The sequence below is a fragment of the Paenibacillus sp. B-A-8 genome, from assembly GCF_048572915.1.
Classification (GTDB): domain Bacteria; phylum Bacillota; class Bacilli; order Paenibacillales; family Paenibacillaceae; genus Paenibacillus_AQ.
The window spans coordinates 1,384,741-1,402,766 of the sequence record NZ_CP183882.1 but is presented as its reverse complement, the minus strand read 5'-3'; the positions used below and the strand labels follow the sequence as shown (position 1 = coordinate 1,402,766).

Sequence of the window (18,026 nt, the reverse complement as noted above, 5' to 3'; positions counted from 1 at the left end):
TATGTTTTGCAATATCGACGTATTTATATACACACAAGAACTATGAGACAAGCCAAAATTGCACTAGTCTATGGTCTAGTTTTTAATTACGACTAAAGATTGTTTTACAATGCTCAAATATGCAGTAAGATGGAGTTAGTTAAGCATAATTTTCATGCATTATCCAACATTTCCTAGTGGAAAGGAACTTTGAACATGAGTTCGAATAAGGACATCTTTATCGTGCTTACCGGTACAGGTACGGCCTTTAGTGGTTTTATAAAGTGGTTTACAAAAGCCGATCTGAATCATGCTTCGATCGCCTTTGACTGTGAACTGCGGGAGGTATACAGCTTCGGAAGAAAAAAAATGCACAATCCATTCGTGGCAGGTCTAATTCAGGAGAACTTTATTGACCCTTTCTATAGCAGTGCGAATTGTTCTATTTATCAGTTGCGTGTTAGCGCTGAGGAATACGATACGATGTACAATCATGTCCAAGGGATGATGCAAAATCAAGAACGTTATAAATACCATCTTTTAGGATTAATCGGTGTGCTTCTGAATATTAAAATCGATAGAGAAAATGCTTATTTTTGTTCCCATTTCGTTGCCTCTTTATTTGAAGAAACTGCAGTTCAGCCTGTGAATAAGCCTTCCTGCTTCGTTACACCGGAAGATTTCGCTCTTTCACTCTGTGCACATAAGATTTTTACTGGCAAGCTATCCTATTATTTACGTAGAGCTCAGAGAGCATCTGCGCGCCCATCCTCTTTACCATTACATACTACTTCGGTCGCCGCACGAATGATGCGGATGAATGAAGACCGGACTGAAGGGGTCGTATAAAAGGTTTTAGGCTTGTGAAAAAGGACGAAGTGGAACGTAATTCCACTTCGTCCTTTTTAATTAACCCTCAAATAACAACTCAACCATGTACTGTTTGCACATGAGGGCATAGCCCAACGATTGATATAGTGTAATTGCACCGATATTCTCTTCAAGGACATTTAAATACACATTGGAGGTAACCCTTCTTCCCGATCGGGTGAGCTCTGTGCATATCTTTTTTCCGTAGCCTTGCCTTCTCCATCTTACATCCGTTCCGATGTTGCCCAATTCAACGTAATCCTCGCTATAAATATGGTATCCCCCTACCGCAATCAGCTCACGTTGTTCCATCACACCATAGAACGGATACTGTAGTTCTTCTTTTGAAAAAGCCATTGTATCTAAATCGGCCATTTTAGACTCAATAAGCTCAAAATTAGAGGGGCCCAAATGTACAACACTTGTATCCACCGGTGGTAACGCTTCTTGATGGATATGCTTCATTAGAAGCAATTTCTTGGGAGACTTAACAAGCTCAAGCTGTGAAGCAAGTAGAGCCATAACTTCTTCATTAACGATTACACTACCGACAGCATTGTCAGGTAAATTCAGTTGGTCTTTCATAAATGAAAGCACGGACCGGAGACAAAATGACTTCTCCACAGGGAATACGGAAAAAGCATGGAACGGGAGCCCCCTTAAAAAGGCCAGTACGCCGAGCAGCTCCCCCTGGTCTGTAAACTGTCCATAGTGTACCGAATTATGCTTACGAGCTGTAAGGTATGAATAGTATAAAAAATGCTGTTCTCTATTAATCGAACTCAAGATTGATTTCATTTCCGCTGGTATTAATTCTCGAATCATTTACCTACCCCTATCAATGTTTAATACATTGCTTCAACATTAACATGATACCAAGAAGTCAGCAAAAAAAAGAGATGGGATAGATGATATAGGGTCCTACTCTACTTAATCCGATGACTCTGGAAATACTCCGACCAATCCGATGATATAACAACTGTAACGGTATCCGTTTTGGTGTTGTACACATTCTGAGCCGTAAAGGTAAAAGTAACCGGACCATCTGGTAGCTTTTCAAATGAACTATCGTACAATTCACCTGTCCAGAAGATTTTATCATCGTTAGTTGGGCTGAGCTGCGTAGTGAACTCTCCGTTCATGGTCACTTGCACAGTATCCGGGAGACCTGTTGCTGTACCTTGCAGAATAAAACGCTCTCCTGCCCAAAATACGTTGTAGCCTCTTGGACTCTCCTCATTTCCGCTCTTTTTCAAGTTATAACCTTTACGGTTGTTGTTCCACTCTTCGGTGTGCTTCACTGCACCTTTTATACTTAATAGATTCACCATAAAGTATTTACGTGCAGAAACATTGCTCCAGCTGAATCCGTCAAAAACTTCAACCTCGACGGCATACTTCTCGTTCTCGATTAGTGAACCAGCTGGAATCTGCCATTGCTTAGCGCTTGATACTTGTTCACCGGATTGGACCTTGATTGCACCGGTGGCCAAGTTAATAATCCGCACCTTACAGCGTTGCTGCAGATCTCCATCCTCATCTTGATAATCCCATTTAATGATTGGTGTGAGTGTACTTGCGATTGTGGGATTTGACGAGTCCATACTGGTTGGGTACGTTATCGAAACTGTAGGTATACGGTTGACTATGGTAACATTCTGGGAAAGATCTCGATATAGCCCTAGAGAATCTGTTACACGTTGTCTAAACGTAAAGGTACCATTGCTGCTAAATTGCTTGGTAAAGTCATTTTTTACACTTGCGAGAGCTTCTGAACCATTTGATGTTTTCAGATAATACTTAAGGCTAATGCTATCTCCTTTAGGCTCATCCTTGTCCGTAGCCGTACTTTTAATATTCAAAACATCTGTACGGTAGATCGGTTCCTTTGTAGCATCTCTTCCCGTATCTGTGATTAGCGTGAATCCCGGCTTAGGAGCATTATCGATGATGAATGTTTTTTCATTTGATACATCTGACCATGAAAATTTGGAGTATGCTCGACCTTGCACTGTAAAGTATTCAAACCGTTCAAATGTATTATTTGGGATTTGATATTGTCTGAGCAATCCTGAAGGATCCGGATTTTCTATAGTGGAGACTAATAGACCATCCTTCGCAAAGAACTCTAACCTGTATTTCTCCTGTGAATCATTTTCCGGATCCGCGTAAGTCCACTTGATTAATGGATCGCCTTGGTCCGAGTCAATCACAGATGGGTTTGTTGCTGTACCTAGAGGACTAGTTAAAGTCATAGAAGGTGCCAAATTCTCTTTCACTTGGACTTGCAATCCAGCGATATTCGACTTATCTCCTATCTGATCGATTGCCCAATGTTCTAGCGTATATATCCCCGGATCTGAGAAGGTAAGCGTAATATCGCGAGTAAGATACGATTTCACTTCACCCGTACTGTTCGTTACTTTCCAGTAGTATTCTAATGAGCCTTGATCTGATGTATCTTCATCGGTATCGCCTGACGTAAATTGTTTTGTATCATACTGATTTACGGATGAAGGTCCGTTAATCTTAGCAACAGGAACATGATTCTTAACCATAAATGTGCGCGTCGCATAAGAGCTTAACCTTCCATCAGAAGCTGTGAGCTGCATTTCCCAACCGTCAGAAATGGCTTTTTTATGTGATATACCGTTACGATTAATAAGATCACGAATGGTCATTGATTGATAACGGTTGTTTCCTGCCCAGTAGTTGGGAGAGTCATTAAATTTTGTATTCCAGGCATAAGATAGAACATCTCCATCTTCATCGGGATCTGGTGTTAAGTTATCCATTGTGATAATCGTATCGCGGTATATTTCGTTAGGCATTGTAAATGCTGCAGCCGGTGGATGATTGACTACCTTTACATTTTGAGTGTACCAATCTGACCACAAGCCACGATTATCATGTACTTGTAGATTGAGTTGATAATTCCCTTCACCGAATGATGCGATATTCGGCGGTGTTGTTGCTCCACCCCAATGTTCCCATACTTTATTCCATCCGTCTTTGATTACAGTCCAGTAATATACATCTAATGGATCATTATCTGGATCGAAAGACTTATCAATAATGGTCGTAGATTTACGATAAGAAACGATATTCGGATCAACGGTAAATAATGCAACGGGTGGTAGATTAACAGACGCATTCCCCACAATACGTTGACACCAATCACTCCATACACCGATTCCATTATCTCCATCCACATCACGGACTCTTAAACGAATGTCGTAACTGTCTTTCTCAAAAACTCCCCCAGGTGGCTGCCCGTCGATCCACATCTCATCAAAGGACTTTTTATATTGCCATTGCCACTGCATAATCCCTTTATCCGAACTTGTAATATGGTCTAAATCATAGGAAAAGTCTATTAATTGAACATTTCCATTGATAAGTCTTGCTGAAAAAAGCGCTATTGGCTTACGGTGAACTTTAAAACTCATCGTAGATGCGGCATCTCTACTCCACATCTGATATTCAGCAAAGAGAGCATCCCTTTTCGGTATATCCTTAGCTTGATAACTCACGACATATTGTCCGGTATATGGAAATGAAGTGTAAAGGCTTGTCCTCCATAATCCCGAATCCCCTAAAATACCCATTGAGTTATCAAAGTAATTGGGATCATGATCATATCTCACTCGATCAGCGTATTTAGCATCTCCCTCATAGTCTTCATAGGTGGTACCGCTATTCTCGATAGGACTATTCACGAGGACAAAAGCGTTTCGCTTAAGTCTATTGGTAACTTTAAAAGTCATATTCACAGATTCCGACAAATTCGCAGGATCAGCTACTTTTACAGTCATCGTATAATCCCCTGGAGGAATAGAGTCACCTATAGCATCTACAGGAATAGAGAAATACTGATATCCTTTCGTTTGAGATACTACCGTCTTCCTATAAAATACATTGGGTATCTCCGCACTTACGATAAGATCATCATTATCTGGATCGTGGACATATCCCTCGATGTTAAGTGTATTGCGTCCAGGCTCGTTCTGCAGGACTTGATTATTAGGTGTATTTAACGAAATGGTAGGTGGACTGTTCGGTATTAAGGGGTATACAAATCGAATGGTATGACCAAAAGATATTAAAGCATAACCATTTTCTGGTGACAAACCGCCCGAGTTATGTTGATAGCCTATCCGTAGCGAGTATTCTATAGATATCCCTTTGGGTATACCATCAAAAACATTTGAACCAATCCAATTTGAATAAGGTGTATCTGTTGCTAAATTAATTTTAGTATCAACGACATTTGGTTCGGTATCGTATCCTTTGAAAAACAGTTTTTCAAGTGGTTTAAACATGACATATTGACCATATTCTCCAGCTGGACAACCATACGCGTAAGTCGGAAGATTTTGAGACATTGCCCCCTCACTTATTGCGCCAACACACATAGTTGTACCTTGGACTATACTCGACGAACCACTTTCTTTATGACGAGCGATAGTTGCTTTTGAAGTAAATAATGCATCTGGACTAATATCAAATGTTAATTGTTTGGTTGTTTTATTGTATTTAATGTTAGTAAGCTTTTGATTATTTATAGTTATATTTGAATCTCCGTAGTTCCATCCTGCATCATGGTACTCGGAGTAAGCAGGAATGTTAACATCCTTATAATTGACGATATTCGGATCACCAGTCGCAGCTTCTACGGTTTGAATATATATGCTCTGACTAGGCATTAATCCGAATAATAAAGTGATTATAAGGACTAGAGAGAACATTTCTTTTATTTTTTTCATTTAAGCACCTTTCTACCAGGACCAATCCACTTCTGGCGCTCGATTTTTCACTTCTACTACTCTTGAGCTTAGCTTTTGGCCATCTGAATTTGTAGATTTCCGATCAGCTTCTGTCACAAACTCATCAATGGTTGGTTGACCAAATTCTTCAAAGACAGTAAGTCGGACTTCATATTTCCCTACCTCACTCAGCTCTAAATTCAAACGATCCGCATTTTCATTACTAAAAATCACCCATTTTTCTCCTTCAAAGCTGCCATCATTATTAGAATCATAACGATACTCCCATAATCTGCGGCCGATTACATCTTTGTCAGAAGAATATGAAATATCATCTAATGAAACAACCGCTTTGTTCCCAAAGTCGGGACTTCGATAGACTACTCCTGGTAGAGTAAAGTAATTATACGGTACTTCATCTGGAACGATATCAAAAGTAATCTCACTACTATCTGAGTAACCAAGTGTGTTTTCTACATAAATCGTAGCTTTATATTTACCGGGTTTCTTAAATAAGACGTCTTTGTTTTCAAAATCAGATAGTGTGCCACTGTACTTTATATCTGCATTCGTCCCACCAGAAACAGCAGTAATCGTAACTCGCGTTTTACTCGATACTAAGGGAAACCGTGTTGGACTCTGGCTTCTATTGAATAATGTCGTTTTACGATTTTGTTTAAGTGTTCCTTCTATGGCTAACCCTGCTGATGGTTTCGGCTCAGTGACGGTAATTTCTCTACTCGTACTCCCCGTTTGATTTTCATTGTCTACAACTGTGAGCGCGATAGGGAATGTTTGACCAACTTGTTCAGGTGTGTACCACACATAACCTTTTGAAGCATTACCGATCTCTCCTTGCGCACCCGAATTTTCCCACACGTAGATATTAATATATCCATCTGGATCATAGGATGCTGCACCGCTAATTAACGTATCATCTCCTGCTTTGACATATCTCGGCGCTGAAATTCTTGCTATAGGTGGCTTTCCTTCCGGAGTTGTTGGATTCGTTGGTGGTGGAGGAAACGTAACTGTGGGATTGTTTTTATAAACACCTGCCGAAATCTGTAGAGGTTGTTCCAGAGAGGTGATGGTTCCATTCTTTGTAACGATCGGCTTTTTAAAGCGGACGAGAACGGTTAAAGCATATTCCTGAGTAAAATGTTCGCCCGTAACACTCGATTTTTTAATCTCAAAATCAAATAAAGTACTCACGTTAAATGTCTTTGCAGACTCCTTTTTCGTTTTGAGTGTATTATTCCTATCTTTCTCTTTAGCATAGAACACCCACTCATCAATGTTTGAAGCATCATTGTATCCTTGCAGCTGCCCCATTAGTGAAATTTGAACAGGTTCATCTTTATCTCCCAATTTCGTAGGATTGGGATTAGGTTTGTTTAGAGTTACCGTACCGGTAAGAGTTGGTTCTGTAGGGAGGGTGTAGTCAAAGTTCACAGTACCAGCGTAGCTGTAAGAAGTTACTTTGGCAGTTGCATCAAAGTAATATGGCAGGGTGACATAATAGAGCCAACCTTTAGCGTGTCCACCTTTCCCAAAACTTTCAGACACTTCTTCTGGTCTTTTTTTTGCAGACGGCACAGTATAAGTAATAATAAACATGCCATTTTTAACGGAAACAGTCCCTTTATCACCTACAAGAGCTTGTGGATTAAGCTTGATGCTAGATTGAACTACACTACTATAGGGCACCTGAGTCTGGTCTTGTCTATACCAGGTTGCTACACTTGGATTAGCCGGATCAGATTTGGTCATAACCGTTCTTGTTGGCGGTGTTTCGGATGGTGTACTATAATCAGTGGCATTAACGTTATAGCTAACGTTAATGCCCTGGTTATCCTTGTAATCATTTATCTGCCATCTTCGACCATCTGCATAGCGCCAGATGGAATTGCCGGGAACGCTTATAAAAGAATCCTCAAAGGCCCCGTCCTTTCCCATTACTGGAAATGTTTCATCCTTCACATTTCCCTTCAGTGTGAGCTTGATCTTCCCATTCTCCAAGGTGATTACCCCTACTACACTGTTATTCCCTGAATATTTGAGTGTTCCGGATTTGATCGCAGAACTGGTGACCCCAATTGGAATATCCAGATAAAAAGTTTTTGTGCTATTCCCTGATCCGATTAATCCTGTACTTAAAGGTACAATTACTGTACCTTGCCTAACATCTGTAGATTGAGCAGAATAAATCAGAGATGGTACCATCACCAGGCACGCGACAAAAAAAGAAAGTATTAATATTTTCTTTTTTATCATTGTTTAATTTCCCTTTGGCGCCACAATATACTTCGAGGCAGAGTTGCTTTTATTATCTACACGGATCTTAAAGTAATTAATATCGCCAGAGTAGCAATATCCTTGATATGAACTCAGTTTTTCACTAGGTTTAAGACTCCAATCCCAGAGGGCTTGTTTGCTATTTTTGATATCTAGCATTTTATCTGGCATGCTAGTATACGCATCTCCTTTAGACAAATCCCCGAAGTTTAAGCGCCATTTATCTCTTAAATCCTTAATGTTTTGTTGAACGATGTTACCGCTCTTATTCTCCACCGTAATCTTGGTCCAAATGAAGTACTTAGAATCTTTCAGATTATAGCCATATTGTTTTGCAAGAGTCTGAGCATCCACTGACTTTGCATCAAAGATCATTATCTTCTCTAACGTATAACTCAACCCATCCGCCGTTACCGTTACCGGAAGGTCCACTTCTTTTTTCAGACCAAATTCACTCAGATTATCCCTCATAATAGGCACCGGCGTTGCTGTTGGTTTCACGCTTGCTGTAGGTTTTACCGCCGCTGTTGGCTTAGCAGTAGCTACTGGTGTAACCGCTTCCGCATTTGCAACCACTCCCTGCCCCAATACTGCACCTAATAACATTGTTGCTGCCATAGTCGCCTCTACAATTTTCTTCTTCATCCCCAAATCTCTCCCTAGTCTCAATTGGATTTTCCCTACTTATTGAACTTATACTCCTGAACTGCTGGTACTCTGATTGGCTCTTGTGTTTTGGCTCTGGAGATCAGCAGCGGATGTTCCGTCTCAATGACGGCAATAACCGAGGGACCCTCTATGTATTTGGTAATGCCATATTCACTATCCTCGTATAAAAGCGGAAAAGTCACTCCATCAGCATCATCAACAATATCGAACTTCACGATCTTTACTTGATTCTTAAAACGGCTGCCCTTTTTGGGAGAAAGACCGTTATCAAGTCCAAGATTCGCCTGTAAGGCATGCTGAAAAGTATCGTATGCAAGCGTGGGATCGATAATTAGACGGCCTTGCGTGAGTTCAATCTCATCTAACTCCTGCGCGGCATCGTGAACAGCGATATTGTTTGCATCTTTTAGCATGCTGCGCAGCATGTCCCACTCCTGATTCTGAATCTGAAAGAACCAGGAGTAGATAAAGATCAGTAGGACAAATGCCAGCTTAATAATGTAATCCATAAATTAGGCTCATCCCTTAATCAATCGAGATATTCACTCATAATTGACCCATGCCCATAATATCGGGTAGGCTGCGAAACCGTGGAAAAGTTATACGGAAACAGATTTATTCGCGGTGCTGTTACAAACACATCTAGTCGTTTTTTTCGTTCCTGAACAGTGTCCGTGCTGCTTGTGATTTCTATGGAACCCTCTGAGAACCCAATTGCCTTCAGATTTGAAATCACTTCATTCCGCATAGATGCTGTGACCATCCCCTCCGTTGCTGCTTTTTGTGTGATGTAGGACGTATTAGCTTTGACCTGCAAATCTAGCAGATAATCAATATAGGTGAAAATGGGCTGCAGGATAATAAACAGGACAAGCCACATGAATAATGCCCGGAGGACGGTCTCCTTCAATAGAAACCCCTCCTCCTAATATTGCTCTACTTGCTTAGTATGTGTGATGATATCGTCCTGACTGCTGCCAATGATATGCGTGGCTACCGTAATGAACATCCCTGCGATTACAAAACCAATGGCTAGAAACATTGCTATGGAGATCGAGTCTTTTTTCATAATTGAGTTAAACCGAAGTGTGGGTTAAGACCCGAGCAACTGTAGTTTGGCTGGAATCCAACGGCTGAATTAAGGTTACACCCGGGATATCCGGTCTATTATCATCCGTATCATTAATTACATCTTGCACCAAAGGAACTAAAATCGCGATTACGATGGCCACGCACAAAAATCCGATAGCGATAAACAAACCAGTAGAAATAGCATCTTTTTTCATTGTTAAAATCTCCCTTTTATTTTATATTTTTTAAATAATATTGAATATATAATTTTTCACTGGAACATGCCGACCCCATTAAAATTCCCTTTGATCAGCAAAATGTACTGCATCGCCATCGCGACGATCATCAAAAAAGTAGCAATCGATGGGATAACGTTAATAATCGTCGATAAATCACCGATAAAAGACCATTTTTTTAAATACTGATCACTGGAGATTTTGGAGATGATCTTCCCTTGCTCACGTAAATAATTAGCAGCTTCTGTGTCGTCGTCCATCCCCTCAGTAGCCAGCAGAATGGAACGAATGTCATTAATAAAACTATGGTCATCCGGAAACTTGGCACAAAACCATTCAATCGCCCCCTCCACACCCTCATCTACTGCTCGTTCTGACAACTCGTACAAGTCCTGACGTATATATTGAAAATGTCCAGCCGTACTCCCGCAAAAAGTGCCAAATTGTGCATATCCACGCTTGCGTAGCCGATTATTCTCGTATAAACGAATGAAAGAGATCAGCTCACCGTCTTTTTTAATAACCGTCTTTTGATGAAGCCATGCAAGTACCCAGCCAAACGGAAGATAGCGCATCGGACTACTGATTACGAGAATAAGTAGAGCAATTAGAGGATCATAGATCGAAAAGGCATCGGAGCGTATAAAATCGCTGATGACTTGAGTTATTAAATAAATCAGCGCTGCTGAATAACGGAAAAGCGTAATTTTACGAGCCGAAATCGATAGACCAGAGTCATTCAATAATTGCTGAAGTCTATCCCCCTGTACCCGTTCCCCAAGCTTATTCCACCGTAGTCCTAATCGGACAAGATATCTTTCCTGTTTACTACTACTGCTTACAAAGACAAGTAATGCGACATATACAATCCCGATTACAGTAACTAATAGTAACAATCTGTCCATAGCTCATCACCTTAGTGGTAGTCCAGTTTAGGTCTGGCGAGAATAGTACTGATCACAAAAGAAATAAAAAGTCCGGAGATGATCACCATTAAAAAGGAAAGCCCTACTGTAGTCTCAAACTGCAATTGGAAATAGACATCAGGCTTCAGCATATACATAAAGGTTCCAACCGTAGATACTAACACCAATAGATTCCCATATAAGCCAAGGCTGATCGCATCTCTACTGCCCGCTTTTACAGTCAAAATCGTATCCCTCTGTTGCTCCATAGAACGGTTTAATAGCATCAGCGAGCTTTTTAAATAACGGGTTCCTTCCTTCTCGGCGTAGAGCAGATCTGATATAAACTCCAAAGCGAAAGTAGTGCCAATCGCACCGGAAAACCTTCCGGCTTCCTGGGCAAGCTCCTTCTCATTACTGTAATTAGAAAATGCAGCCCCTAGCAGCTTCAATGGACCTTTCAGCACATTCTTATCCGTAAGAAAATCAGCTGTCCGATCAAGAATGGAATCTACCGACAAATGAGTGAATTTGGTAGAGATCTTGACTACATCAAGTAGATCGTAGCTTCCGTGCACCTTCCTCTGTGCGTAGATGTATCTCATACGAAAATAAGGAATCATCGCGGAAATCACAGCCATAAAAAACGGAAATCTCCAAGCCTCTTGGATCGACTGTCCTTCATTAAAGGTGATTCCATCCAAAAACGGATTGTTAAAACTAAGTCGCCCAGGAAGCTCACTGATCGTCAGTAGTCCTGATAGAAAAACCGCAATAAATACTATTACTGTACGCCCGACAAAACGCATAACACTTACACCCGGCTCATAGTTTTGATGTACAAAATACAGAGAATTATCTAGATGACGGTAAAGCCACAGCCTTTTTTTTACTGAGCTAACCCTTTTACCAAAAATACTCATCTTATATTTGATCCGAAAATCTACTTTCTGACTCACCTGCCATAAATGCCGTTCAATTAGTGGTTTAATGAGCAGCCACATTCCCCACACAATCAATAAATGGAGGATAAAACGAAAAATATACAATAATAGATCCACAGTTTCACCCCCTTACTCGTTAAGAATGATCTTAGATTTCAAGCTTTCCTTAATTGGCTGATCCATTGACTTTGCGGTTGCAAGTCGTCCTAGCTCTTTCTGAAGCAACTGTGTCGCCTGCTCATTTTTCTTAGACATCTTCAGAATCAAGCTCTTCGTCAGCTTGTCATTATAAGACCAACTCATATTCTGAGGCTCCCAGCGCATCAGATCATTCGCAAATACAGAGTTCTTTTCCTCTTCATAAAAGACTTCCGATATTCGCGTCAGCCGCTTCTTCCCATTTGGAACACTCTCCAAAATAAAAACTAGCTCGCATGATTTCAGTGCAGAGATTAAATGTCCCTTAAGACTCCCGCCAATTCTTGTCGACACGGCAAAAGCGCCTTGATAAGGAATGTCCTCCGAATCCACGGTGTGGAAGGTTCCGGTGATACCGTCATATCCCTTCTCCCCACTCCACAGGTAAAATTCCCATTCGTTATACCGCATTTCTGTCATATACAAAATGTTTGGGTCATGCCGCAGTGACTCTACCCCCACCTCCATTAATTCCTCGTTTGCAGCTTGTATCGGAATAATTCGATGCCCTTTAATCTGATAAGGTAAAATCGACTCCGGATGCTTCTCTATCATCACCACACCCATACAAGACGAGGATCCAAGCAGTTGCTCGCCGACGATCGTATTTGCAAAGGTTGTTTTTCCTGATCCAACAGCACCCGCAATTATGGTATTGCGAAAAGTGGATGATAACGCCCGAATCATTTCAACCGCTTCCGCTGGAATACATTCCGTACCTGCTTGATCTTCTAGACTCAGGAACTCTACAACCTGCCGCCGCAGTGATATGGTGGTGAATCCATCCCATACTCTCGGGGATACCCAAATGGCAAGTCGGATAAATCGACCGGGCCAGAGCGGATCATCCATTTTGAACTCCACCGAAGGGTTGTCCTTGTTCAGCTTTTTGTTGGGATCACTTTTTAATAAAGAACGCTTTAACTGCTCCACCCGATCTAGAGAAGGCATCTCGTACGGATAAGCTACAAACTCACCTTTATGATTATAAAAAATTTGCTTTCCAATCATCTGGAGCCCCGTTGACTCACTGTATGCACGATCAGTAAACCAACGATATGCCGGTCCAAAGCCCTTCCACTCATGATAGAGCGCTTCTGCCACCGTCCGGTATGCTTCTGGAACCTTGCCCGTAAATGGAGTCTTCCGTAAATACTTTTCTATCTCATTCATAAAAAAGCTAACTGCCTGCGGATCGCCAATTAGTGCCTTCGCATTTAGCTCGAAGTAGGCATCATCCTCACGCTCCAGCCCTTGGTTCATATCATTTTTCATTTTTTGCAAAAATGTATAAAAGTCTTCCTTACCCGGTTTACTCAAGCGCAGAATGCTTTGTTTCAGAGAGAACAACGGACGCTTCGTTTGATTTCCGTTCATAGGAATATACCTTTCTTTTTAGCTTCTGGTGCTAGCCCCATCGACACTAGCAGAGAATGTACCTTATCATCTACATACTGCAGTTCCTTTTTCCCTAACGGCAAGCTCTCCTGCAAGGGCTGGTAATACGGTAGCTCCAGTAAGATTTCAGTCCCAAAGCGAAGCGCAAGATTTTTAGGTGAAGATATTTCTTCTACATTGCTGCGGTTAATAATCAGTTGAAAATCATGTGGACGTAGATCCATATGCCCCGCAAGCTCTAGTAGAGGTTCAAGTCTGTATTCATGCTTCGGATGAGTGACGATCATGCGTAGTGCCGATTTGTGCATTCCAACATACCATGCAGCGCTTTCCGGAATTGAGCCAAAGTCAGCAATAACCACATCCGCATTCGCTCCAGCCCTAGCCAAAAAATATTCAATCTCATCCTCCTGATAGTCTTGTGCGCTCAAGTAATCGTAATTGCCTGGAAGATACATATAACCATCTTGCTTAATGAATTGTTCAAAATCCTCATCATGTATCATTTTCCCTGTAAGCCTTGACCGAAGCCTATCAAGACTGATGGTCGCTTTACGATCATGTCCGGGATCATATAAATCAAGCCCAAGGACAATAACACGGAGACCTGACGCAGCAATCCGCCTTGCGAATAGTTTGGCTACACTTGTACAACCAATTCCCGGACCTGAGCCAAAAAATCCAACCAGATTGCCCCGCTCCTCCCCATCCTCGTCTAAAATAAAACGAATTTTCTCTATCACCACTGACGAGGTAGAACGAGGAGGGATGAAATAGATACCTAAGCTTTCACAGAGCATATGTACAGCTTGGTAACCACTTATTCCCTTTTGCAAATATACATATAGGATCGTTGAACTTGGATAATTCCGGCGCAGTTCGCTAAGTGACTGAGCTTTAATCTGGTCACTAGTAACCATTAGCATATGGTTCTCTACATGAGATGGATCAGGAAGTACACTTTGTGTGATTACTATAAATCCCGCATTTTTGATATCATTAATCGTTAACTGATCTATGCCTAGACTAAAAATTTTCAAGACTCTTCCCTCCTACTCGACCCGTACGATCCACAGCTTTTTCCCCTGCTCCAAAAATTGTCCTAGCCGTTGTCCATCGCTTTTCTTCAGCTTCAGTTCCGGTGTCGCCACCTTGCCAGTCGAAGTGAATCGATTATTGTTGTTGCCCTTTTCTGAATCTAGCACATCGTTATTATCTTCAGTTCGCACATAGTTCACGGTGACTCCAGATAAAAACACCTCCTTGACGGGTTCACTAAGTGGAATTTGCCCAATCGGCTCTTCCCCGTCCTTGTTGACATTCGGACTAACCGATTCACTCTGCTTCTCTTTGTCACCTTCAACTAGATAAATATCTACCTTATCCCGGCTTCGCAAAGAACCATTAATTGCATAGATAGCCTCCTTTGGTATAGGAAAAATCCCTTCATCCTCCAGCGGCTCTAAATCACTAACATCCACTAGCGACGCTGTCAAAATACTTCCGTTAGTCAGATTTACGTTCGTAATCTTGTGCTCTACCTGTTCGATTTCAGTTATTACGCCGGAAGGTATATCTTTGGTCTGAACAGAGTCCAGATACACATCACTTGCTTTCAGCTCATAGTTTTTGGGAAGAAACTCCCCGCCTTCCACCTTTATTTTGACCACGGTTCGGGAGAGCACGTAGGGCTTGAAATAAAGATCATACCCCAGCAGTCCGCCGACTCCAGTAATCAAAATGAGGCTTGCGAAGAAATAGTTGCGTTTTAGCAGTTGCCCACGCTGTAAAGCCAAACCTTCCACCTCCTTAAAAACACGATTTTGAGAACGACAAAAAGCAACTTGGCGTAAATAGCCAAGCTGCTGGTAAAATGCTTTTTTACCTGTAGAGATTTAGAGAACTATTAGATTATAGGGTTCCGGTAAAAAGCGCTCAGGTTCACACCATAGGCTTTCACCAGAAAATAACCTTTCTATTTAAACACTACAGTCTTATTTTGATGGACGAGGATCCGGTCTTCGATATGCCACTTCACTGCACGAGCCAGAACAACCCGTTCAATGGTGCGTCCAATCCGCTTCAGCTCGATGACATCATCACTGTGGCTAACCCGCTGTACATCCTGTTCAATAATCGGGCCACCATCAAGCTCTTCTGTAACATAGTGAGCAGTTGCTCCGATAATCTTCACCCCGCGTTGATACGCTTGGGCGTAAGGATTACCACCAATAAAGGCTGGCAGGAAGGAGTGATGAATATTAATAATCTGGTGACGATAGTGCTCAATAAACGACGGTGAGATAATCTGCATATAACGAGCCAGGATTATAACATCAATGTCGTCTCCGATGACCTCAAGCTGACGCTTTTCCGCCTCAGCCTTAGTATCCGCTGTAACTGGAATATGGTGGAACGGTATGCCGAAGGACTCGACATACGATTTCATATCCAAATGGTTACTAACAACGAGAGCGATGTCGGCTTCTAGATCGCCAGCTTGCCACTGCCAGAGAAGTTCCACAAGACAGTGGTCTTCTTTAGAGACAAATATGGCTAATCTTTTCTTATGACGAACATTGAAAATTTTCCAGTTCATCTTGAAACGTTCAGCCACTCCGCCGAACAAAGATCGTATCTCTTCCAGACGATCTCCTAATTCAGGAAGGTCAAACTCAACTCTCATAAAGAACATTCCACCATCTGGATCCATTGTGTACTGATCCGATTGCACAATATTCGCACCATGCTGATACAGAAAGTGTGATACTGCCGCCACGATTCCCGGTCCATCAGGACAGGAAATGAGCATACGCGCCCGGTTGGAATATGATTCGGCACCTGACGAATTGTTTCTTTTTACGTGTAATTCCATGATCCCCATCCCATCCTCTCATCTACATGTGCAATCTGAAGTCTAGCTTATGCATGAACGAGCACTTACTTGCCTGCTAACCATGCAATCAAGCGATGATTAATTGCTTCCTCGCTCAGCGCAGGGAACAGCTCGGCAGCGATGACTTCGTCATATAGACGCTCCAGCGGTTCACGCGGATCAGCTTTTTTAGCCTTGGCGTCGTTCTTCAGCAACTCCCAGACATTAAGCACATACTGACGGGAATCGATCTCCTTCTTAGCAAAAAACTCGCGGAGTGTTTCAACATCTTCTATAAACTCCGGTCCAAATCGTTCAGCTACGTTACCACGAAGCAAAGCGATCTCTACCTCATACATCGGACGCTGTTTCTTAGCATCCTTACCCACCCATGGTGTTTCCAAAATGAAAGGCAGCCCTGCCAATTTCTCATGATGGACAATTTTGTTAATCGTATCAAAACCGATCCAACCCGATCCAATTGGAGTATGACGGTCTTTACCTGCTCCACATGGATTTTTGCTGTCATTGATGTGGATAACCCCAAGACGATTCAAGCCGATAATCTCATCAAACTGGTTAAGAACGCCATCCAAATCATTAACGATGTCATAGCCAGCATCATGAATGTGACAAGTATCAAGACATACGGACAAACGCTCGTTATGTTCAACCTTAGCAATGATCGAAGCAATCTCCTCAAAGCTGCGTCCGATCTCTGTTCCCTTGCCAGCCATAGTTTCTAGGGCGATATGAACTTCCGTTTCATTGGTTCCCCCAAGAACCTCATTAAGGCCGTCTGCAATCCGCTGGATACCATATTCAGCGTCCTTATCAGTGAAAGCACCAGGATGTAATACGATATGCTTGACCTCAAGCGCATGCGTACGGCGAATTTCTTCTTGTAAGAAATCAACGGCCAACTGATACGTATTCTCTTTATAGGAAGCGAGATTAATAATGTAAGGTGCGTGGACGACAATCTCCTCCACACCGTTTTCTTTCATTGCTTGCTTCCCTTCAACGGGATACATGGCATCAATCGGCTTGCGGCGCGTGTTCTGTGGCGCTCCTGTATATATCATAAATGAGCTGGAACCATACTCATTTGCTTCATTTGCTGCGGTCAAAAGACCCTTGTCCGAGCAAGACACATGTGAACCTATTTTCAGCATACTTCTTCCCTCTTTCCTTCACGAATTACCCCCTATTCTACCGTGATCAGAAAAATAAATCTAGACAAGGTCAATATGCTGGGTTCTGCTTCGCAAAACTTTGGAAATAAGCTATACTTTAATATGAGATTAAATTATGTGAGAATACTCATTGCCAAAAGGTGGTGTATGCATGTCTATCCAATCAGGACTTGGTTTATTATCCGCAACACCGAGCAATTGGTTCATGAACTCTATCGCTTTCTGGACATTTATGCTGCTGGGTTCCATGTGTATCGGCGGTTTTTTTATGTTCCGAAAATTCCTAAAGGTATTGCCGAAAGCCGATGGAAAATCTAAGCTGGACTGGCAAAATTACTGGGTAGAACGCAGCCGATCACTCTGGAGTGATGAATCCAAAGCTTTTTTAGACCAGCTTGTTCAGCCTGTGCCTAGTCCGTTTCGCGATATCGCCAAACATTCTATTGCTGCTGAGATCGGAAAAATCGCAGTGGAAAGCAATGCGAAAGAGGTTACTCGTGATCATTGCATTAAAGGTTACATAGTCGCCACACCGCGACGTGACAATCGTTTCCTCGTCAATTTTCTCGAAAAGAACAAAATCGATTACTCTGCTTACCAGCATTTATTTAAGTGATTGTT

General features: G+C 41.9%; 17 protein-coding genes. 2 read left to right on the top strand and 15 right to left on the bottom strand.

The features are described from left to right. The first annotated feature begins 195 nt into the window (after positions 1–195). Positions 196–828: a hypothetical protein gene (locus ACN6MV_RS06290; RefSeq protein WP_042124922.1), complete on the top strand. Its 633-nt coding sequence runs from the start codon at positions 196–198 to the stop codon at positions 826–828. A 60-nt stretch (positions 829–888) separates the two neighbouring features. Here ACN6MV_RS06290 and ACN6MV_RS06285 read toward each other — a convergent pair whose 3' ends face one another. The 15 genes from ACN6MV_RS06285 to ACN6MV_RS06215 all read right to left on the bottom strand — a co-directional run bounded on the left by ACN6MV_RS06285 (position 889) and on the right by ACN6MV_RS06215 (position 17,384). Further along, on the bottom strand, positions 889–1,674 hold the full coding sequence (locus tag ACN6MV_RS06285; RefSeq protein WP_419885938.1) for a GNAT family N-acetyltransferase: 786 nt from the start codon (positions 1,672–1,674) through the stop codon (positions 889–891). A 101-nt stretch (positions 1,675–1,775) separates the two neighbouring features. Further along, a complete protein-coding gene (locus ACN6MV_RS06280; RefSeq protein ID WP_419885937.1) occupies positions 1,776–5,615 on the bottom strand; it encodes a hypothetical protein in 3,840 nt (1,279 codons plus the stop codon). Positions 5,616–5,627: 12 nt separating this feature from the next. Continuing rightward, complete coding sequence (locus ACN6MV_RS06275; RefSeq protein ID WP_419885936.1) at positions 5,628–7,892, bottom strand: hypothetical protein; 2,265 nt, start codon at positions 7,890–7,892, stop codon at positions 5,628–5,630. Between the two features lie 3 nt (positions 7,893–7,895). Continuing rightward, entirely contained in the window at positions 7,896–8,558 is a 663-nt protein-coding gene (locus ACN6MV_RS06270; RefSeq protein WP_419885935.1) for a hypothetical protein, read from the bottom strand. A gap of 35 nt (positions 8,559–8,593) precedes the next feature. Then, positions 8,594–9,091, bottom strand: coding sequence for a hypothetical protein (locus ACN6MV_RS06265; protein ID WP_419885934.1), 498 nt, complete (start codon positions 9,089–9,091; stop codon positions 8,594–8,596). A gap of 20 nt (positions 9,092–9,111) precedes the next feature. Next, complete coding sequence (locus ACN6MV_RS06260) at positions 9,112–9,492, bottom strand: hypothetical protein (protein ID WP_042124914.1); 381 nt, start codon at positions 9,490–9,492, stop codon at positions 9,112–9,114. Between the two features lie 15 nt (positions 9,493–9,507). Further along, on the bottom strand, positions 9,508–9,651 hold the full coding sequence (locus ACN6MV_RS06255) for a hypothetical protein (RefSeq protein WP_156113062.1): 144 nt from the start codon (positions 9,649–9,651) through the stop codon (positions 9,508–9,510). Between the two features lie 7 nt (positions 9,652–9,658). Then, positions 9,659–9,868: a hypothetical protein gene (locus ACN6MV_RS06250; RefSeq protein WP_339289611.1), complete on the bottom strand. Its 210-nt coding sequence runs from the start codon at positions 9,866–9,868 to the stop codon at positions 9,659–9,661. A 56-nt stretch (positions 9,869–9,924) separates the two neighbouring features. Continuing rightward, positions 9,925–10,794, bottom strand: a complete 870-nt coding sequence (locus ACN6MV_RS06245) for a hypothetical protein (protein ID WP_339289610.1) — start codon at positions 10,792–10,794, stop codon at positions 9,925–9,927. A gap of 11 nt (positions 10,795–10,805) precedes the next feature. Then, positions 10,806–11,855: a hypothetical protein gene (locus tag ACN6MV_RS06240; protein WP_419885933.1), complete on the bottom strand. Its 1,050-nt coding sequence runs from the start codon at positions 11,853–11,855 to the stop codon at positions 10,806–10,808. Positions 11,856–11,867: 12 nt separating this feature from the next. Beyond that, positions 11,868–13,313, bottom strand: coding sequence for an ATPase, T2SS/T4P/T4SS family (locus ACN6MV_RS06235; RefSeq protein ID WP_339289607.1), 1,446 nt, complete (start codon positions 13,311–13,313; stop codon positions 11,868–11,870). Then, the gene (locus ACN6MV_RS06230; RefSeq protein WP_042124908.1) at positions 13,310–14,374 is read right to left on the bottom strand and encodes a hypothetical protein; all 1,065 of its coding nucleotides are present in this window, start codon (positions 14,372–14,374) and stop codon (positions 13,310–13,312) included. Before ACN6MV_RS06230 ends, ACN6MV_RS06235 begins: the two co-directional genes overlap by 4 nt. A 12-nt stretch (positions 14,375–14,386) precedes the next feature. After that, positions 14,387–15,130 (bottom strand): SAF domain-containing protein, encoded by a 744-nt coding sequence (locus tag ACN6MV_RS06225; protein WP_076118116.1) that lies wholly within the window; start codon positions 15,128–15,130, stop codon positions 14,387–14,389. A 179-nt stretch (positions 15,131–15,309) separates the two neighbouring features. Next, complete coding sequence (gene purU / locus ACN6MV_RS06220) at positions 15,310–16,209, bottom strand: formyltetrahydrofolate deformylase (protein ID WP_042124906.1); 900 nt, start codon at positions 16,207–16,209, stop codon at positions 15,310–15,312. A gap of 65 nt (positions 16,210–16,274) precedes the next feature. After that, positions 16,275–17,384 (bottom strand): deoxyribonuclease IV, encoded by a 1,110-nt coding sequence (locus ACN6MV_RS06215; RefSeq protein ID WP_076118117.1) that lies wholly within the window; start codon positions 17,382–17,384, stop codon positions 16,275–16,277. A 172-nt stretch (positions 17,385–17,556) separates the two neighbouring features. Between ACN6MV_RS06215 and ACN6MV_RS06210 the strand changes: the two genes are divergently transcribed. Continuing rightward, the gene (locus ACN6MV_RS06210) at positions 17,557–18,021 is read left to right on the top strand and encodes a DUF2621 domain-containing protein (protein ID WP_042124904.1); all 465 of its coding nucleotides are present in this window, start codon (positions 17,557–17,559) and stop codon (positions 18,019–18,021) included. Positions 18,022–18,026: the final 5 nt, after the last annotated feature.

Bases quoted from the DNA above. Each gene is read 5' to 3' on its own strand.
- ACN6MV_RS06290 (WP_042124922.1), top strand. From the start codon at position 196: ATGAGTTCGAATAAGGACATCTTTATCGTGCTTACCGGTACAGGTACG.
- ACN6MV_RS06285 (WP_419885938.1), bottom strand. From the start codon at position 1,674: ATGATTCGAGAATTAATACCAGCGGAAATGAAATCAATCTTGAGTTCG.
- ACN6MV_RS06280 (WP_419885937.1), bottom strand. From the start codon at position 5,615: ATGAAAAAAATAAAAGAAATGTTCTCTCTAGTCCTTATAATCACTTTA.
- ACN6MV_RS06275 (WP_419885936.1), bottom strand. From the start codon at position 7,892: ATGATAAAAAAGAAAATATTAATACTTTCTTTTTTTGTCGCGTGCCTG.
- ACN6MV_RS06270 (WP_419885935.1), bottom strand. From the start codon at position 8,558: ATGAAGAAGAAAATTGTAGAGGCGACTATGGCAGCAACAATGTTATTA.
- ACN6MV_RS06265 (WP_419885934.1), bottom strand. From the start codon at position 9,091: ATGGATTACATTATTAAGCTGGCATTTGTCCTACTGATCTTTATCTAC.
- ACN6MV_RS06255 (WP_156113062.1), bottom strand. From the start codon at position 9,651: ATGAAAAAAGACTCGATCTCCATAGCAATGTTTCTAGCCATTGGTTTT.
- ACN6MV_RS06250 (WP_339289611.1), bottom strand. From the start codon at position 9,868: ATGAAAAAAGATGCTATTTCTACTGGTTTGTTTATCGCTATCGGATTT.
- ACN6MV_RS06245 (WP_339289610.1), bottom strand. From the start codon at position 10,794: ATGGACAGATTGTTACTATTAGTTACTGTAATCGGGATTGTATATGTC.
- ACN6MV_RS06235 (WP_339289607.1), bottom strand. From the start codon at position 13,313: ATGAACGGAAATCAAACGAAGCGTCCGTTGTTCTCTCTGAAACAAAGC.
- purU (WP_042124906.1), bottom strand. From the start codon at position 16,209: ATGGAATTACACGTAAAAAGAAACAATTCGTCAGGTGCCGAATCATAT.
- ACN6MV_RS06215 (WP_076118117.1), bottom strand. From the start codon at position 17,384: ATGCTGAAAATAGGTTCACATGTGTCTTGCTCGGACAAGGGTCTTTTG.
- ACN6MV_RS06210 (WP_042124904.1), top strand. From the start codon at position 17,557: ATGTCTATCCAATCAGGACTTGGTTTATTATCCGCAACACCGAGCAAT.